The 4,229-nt window shown below is 71.7% G+C and carries 2 protein-coding genes; both read left to right on the top strand.

Features of this window, described 5'->3' with window-relative positions:
- On the top strand, positions 1 to 1,553 hold a 1,553-nt coding region (locus tag AC1D0P_RS22635; RefSeq protein ID WP_477678801.1), incomplete at its 5' end, for an autotransporter assembly complex protein TamA.
- Positions 1,553 to 4,229: translocation/assembly module TamB domain-containing protein (locus tag AC1D0P_RS22630; protein ID WP_477678800.1), on the top strand; the 2,677-nt coding region annotated here is incomplete at its 3' end. The genes AC1D0P_RS22635 and AC1D0P_RS22630, both read left to right, overlap by 1 nt.

The following is a 4,229-nucleotide window of genomic DNA, read 5'->3' as shown; positions in this document are numbered from 1 at the left end:
ATTTCAGCCCCACGATCACCATCACGCGCGAGGGCGGCACCGTGGCGTCCGGCCAGCGGCCCACCATCGTGGTGGCCGTGGAACCCGGCCAGGCCACCACCATAGGTGCCGTGGCCATAGACTTCGCCGGCGACATCGCCGAGTCGCCGGACCGTGACGCGCAAGCCCAGCGCGCCGGCATCCTGCGCGACTGGCGCCTGTCCGTGGGCCAGCGCTTCACACAAGACGCCTGGGACAGCGCCAAGACCCAGGCCCTGCGCGACCTGGTGGCGCGCCGCTACCCCGCCGGCAAGCTGGCCGGCAGCCTGGCCGACGTCGATGCGCCCGAGCACAGCGCGGCGCTCAGCCTCAAGCTCGACTCCGGCCCGCTCTACCGCCTGGGCCCCATGCAGGTCACCGGCGTCGAACGCTACGACCCGGTGCTGGTGCCGCGCCTGGCGCGCCTGACCACCGGCGCGCCCTACGACCAATACCAGCTGGTCGAGGCGCAGCAGCRCCTGGCCGCCAGCGGCTACTTCGATTCGGCCTATATCTTTGTCGACCCCGAAAGCGACCCCAACGCCGCGCCGGTGCAGGTGCAGGTGCGGGAAGCCAAATTGCAAAAAATCATCCTCGGCGTGGGCGTCACCACCGACAGCGGCCCGCGCGCCTCGGTCGAGCACACGCACCTGCGCGTGCCCGGCACCAACTGGCGCGCCGTCACCAAGCTGCAGCTTGAAAAGAAAGCCCCCTTCGCGCAAACCGAGTGGACCTCGATTCCCGATGAATCCAACTGGCGCTGGGTGGCGCTGGCGCGCGCCGAGCGCGTCGACGACGACGAACTCGTCACGCGCTCCGGCCGCCTGCGCTTCGGCCGCACCCAGGCCGGCGACCGCATAGACCGCAACGTCTACCTGCAGTACGACAGGGCCAGCGTCAGCGGCAGCGGCCAGATCAACAGCTCCGCCGCCGACGTCGGCGACGGCTCGGCCCTCACCGCCAACTACGTCTGGACCGGCCGCTACTTCGACAGCCTGATTGCCCCCAACAAAGGCTACGGCCTGGGCTTTGAACTGGGCGCCGGCAGCACCATGGGCTCGCAGCACCTGCCCCTGGGCCGCGCCGTGGGCCGCTGGCTCGGCATCGTGCCGCTGGAGCGCGGCCGCATCGCGCTACGCGCCGAAGGCGGCGCCGTGATCGCCAAGGACTCGGCCCGCATTCCCGGCACCCTGCTGTTCCGCACCGGCGGCGACACCACCGTGCGCGGCTACGGCTACCGCGACATCGGCATCAAGCTCGACAACGGCGTCATCGGCCCCGGCCGCTACCTGGCCGTCGGCAGTGTCGAATACCAGCGCCCCATGCTGAAAGACGGCCGGCCCAGCGAGTGGGAGAACACCTTTTTCATCGACGCCGGCGCCGTCGCCGACAACCCCAAAGACATGAAACCCTCCGTCGGCATAGGCACCGGTGTGCGCTGGCGAAGCCCCATAGGCCCGCTGCAGATAGACCTTGCCTACGGCGTCAAGTCCAAGCAGCTGCGCCTGCACGTCAGCGTGGGATTTGTTTTCTGATGGACACGCCCGCCACTTCCGCTGCGCCCGCAGCACCCTCCCGGCCACCCCGACCGTCACGGCCGCCGCGCCGCTGGCTGCGCGCCACGGCCTGGGCCGCGGCCGGGGTCGCCGCGCTCGCCGTCACCGCCACAGGCGGCGCCTGGTGGTGGGCCGGCACCGACGGCTCGCTGGCCACCGCGCTGGCCTGGATCGCCCGCTCGCAACCCTTGAGCGCCGAGCGCGTCACCGGTTCGCTGCGCGGCGGCGGCCACATCGACCAGTTGGTCTGGCAGCAGGACGGCCTGCGTGTGGACGTGCGTGACCTCACCCTGGCCTGGCAACCGTGGTCGCTGCTGCACGGCACGCTCAAGGTCAATCGCCTGGCCGCCGCCAGCGTGCAGGTCGACGACCAGCGCCCGCCCTCTACCACGCCCTCGGTGCCGCCCTCCGCGCTGGGCCTGCCGCTGCCGGTGCTGCTCGAAGGCTTCTCCGTCGGCCGGCTGCAATGGACCGGCGGCGCGGCGTTTTCCGCGTCGAATATCAGCGGCCACTACGCCTTCAACGGCCTGTCGCACCAGCTTGAATTGCTCAGCGCACAGTTCGCGCAAGGCCGTTACAGCGGCAAGGCCTCGCTGTCTTCACGCGGCGCGCTGCAACTCGATGCGAGCCTCAACGGAGCGCTCGATGCGCCCATCCCCGGCGGAAAAACCTCCGTGCCGCTGGCCTTCAAGGCCACGGCCAAGGGCCCGCTCACCGAGCTGCTGCTCAAGGCCGATTTGCAGATGCAAACGCAGGCGCGCAAAGGCCAGCCGCAACCGCAGGCCAGCGCCACGGCCCGCGTCATGCCCTGGGCCCCACAGCCGTTGCCGCAAGCCGACGCGAACTTCCGCGACCTCGACGTCGCCGCCTTCTGGCCCGAAGGCCCGTTCACCCAGTTGACAGGCAGCGCCAGCGTGCGGCCGGCCGACAGCGCGCCGGTGTCATCCGCTTCCGCCTGGGGCTTGCAACTGCAACTCGCCAATGCCCAGCCCGGCCCTTGGGACCAGCACAAGCTCCCGCTGGAACGGCTCGAAGGCCAGGGCGAATGGCGCGGCGGCGCGGCCCTGGTGCGCACGCTCAAGGCCAGGCTGGGCGGCGGCGATCTGCTGGCCAGCGGCGAATGGGCCGATGCGCCCGCCGGGGCCACCACGTCCAAAACCCCCGCCTGGAAACTGCAAGCCACGCTGCAACAGGTCAACCCCGCCCTGCTGCACAGCCAGCTCGCGCCGCTGCCGCTGGACGGCAAGGCCCAGGCCCACAGCCAGGGCGCAGCGATTGCCTTTGAGGCGAATGTCCAGGCGGCGCGCAACGACGCCGCCAACACAAAGAACAATCCCCTGGGCGCGCTGCGCCTGCGCGACGCCAGCGCCACCGGCAGCTGGAACGCCGAACAGGCCGGCGGCACCTTGCTGCTCTCGGCCCTGCGCGTGCGCAGCGACGACGCTGAACTGAGCGGCCAGCTCGAAGCCCAGCCCGCCGCGCAAGGCGGCAAAGGCAAGCTCACGCTGACCGCCCCCGGGCTCGATGCGCAAGTACAGGGTGAGCTGCGCCCCGCCAGCGGCAAAGGCGACTTGAGCCTGCGCGGCCGCGACATGGCCCAAGCCCTGCGCTGGCTGCAAAAGCTGCCCGGCATGCCAGCCTCACTCAAATCCGCTTCGGCCACCGGCAGCGCCGAGCTGCAGGCCGGCTGGCAAGGCGGCTGGCAAGACCCGGCCCTGCAGGCGCGGCTGGAGTTGCCCTCGCTGGACTGGCGCATGGCCGCCGCCGCACCGGCCGCCGCGGGCGCGCCTTCCACGGCGGACGCAGAGCTCATCAAGATCCGCGCCTTCCAGGCCACACTCTCGGGCCGCCTGAGCCAGGCGCAACTCAACACCCAGGGCCGCGTCGAAGCCGGCGCGCGCCGCTACACGCTGCAGCTGGCGGCCGAAGGCGGGCGCGGCGCCGCATCGCGCAACACGCCGCTCGCCGACTCAGCCTGGCAAGGCCTGCTCCAGCAACTGAGCCTCAGCGTGCAGGACCCCGCACTCGGCACAGGCGCCTGGCAGCTCAAAACCCGCAACGCCGTCCCGCTCAAATGGACGCCCTCACGCAACGGCGGCGCATTTGAAAGCGGCGCCGGTGAGGCGCTGCTGGCCGCGCCTGCTTCCGGCGCTTCAGGCACGGCCGCACCTTCGCAAGCCACACTGGCCTGGCAGCCCGTACGCTGGCGGCCAGGCCGCGAGCTGATCACCGCCGGCAAGCTCAGCGGCCTGCCCCTGGCCTGGATAGAACTTTTCGCCGGCCCGCAAATGGCCGGCGCCGGCCTGGGCGGCACACTGCTGCTCGACGGCGACTGGGACGCCACGCTGGGCGACACGCTGCGCCTCAAGGCCAGCCTGGCGCGCAGCAGCGGCGACATCACCGTGCAGGCCGAAACCGCGCAAGGCACCTCGGCGCGCGTGGCGGCCGGCGTCAAGGAAGCGCGGCTCTCGCTGCAAAGCGAAGGCGAGGCCGTCACGGTCGCGCTGCGCTGGGACAGCGAACGCGCCGGCACCGCCGACGGCCAGCTGCGCACACGCCTGGCGCGCGCACCGGCCACGGCCGGCGGCGGCTGGCTCTGGCCCGCCGACGCGCCCCTGGCCGGCCAGTTGCGCGCGCAGCTGCCGCGCATAGGCG

The organism is Polaromonas sp. P1_G2, assembly GCF_056405515.1.
The sequence above is the reverse complement of the archived record's forward strand: the minus strand, read 5'-3'. Positions and strand labels throughout refer to the sequence as shown.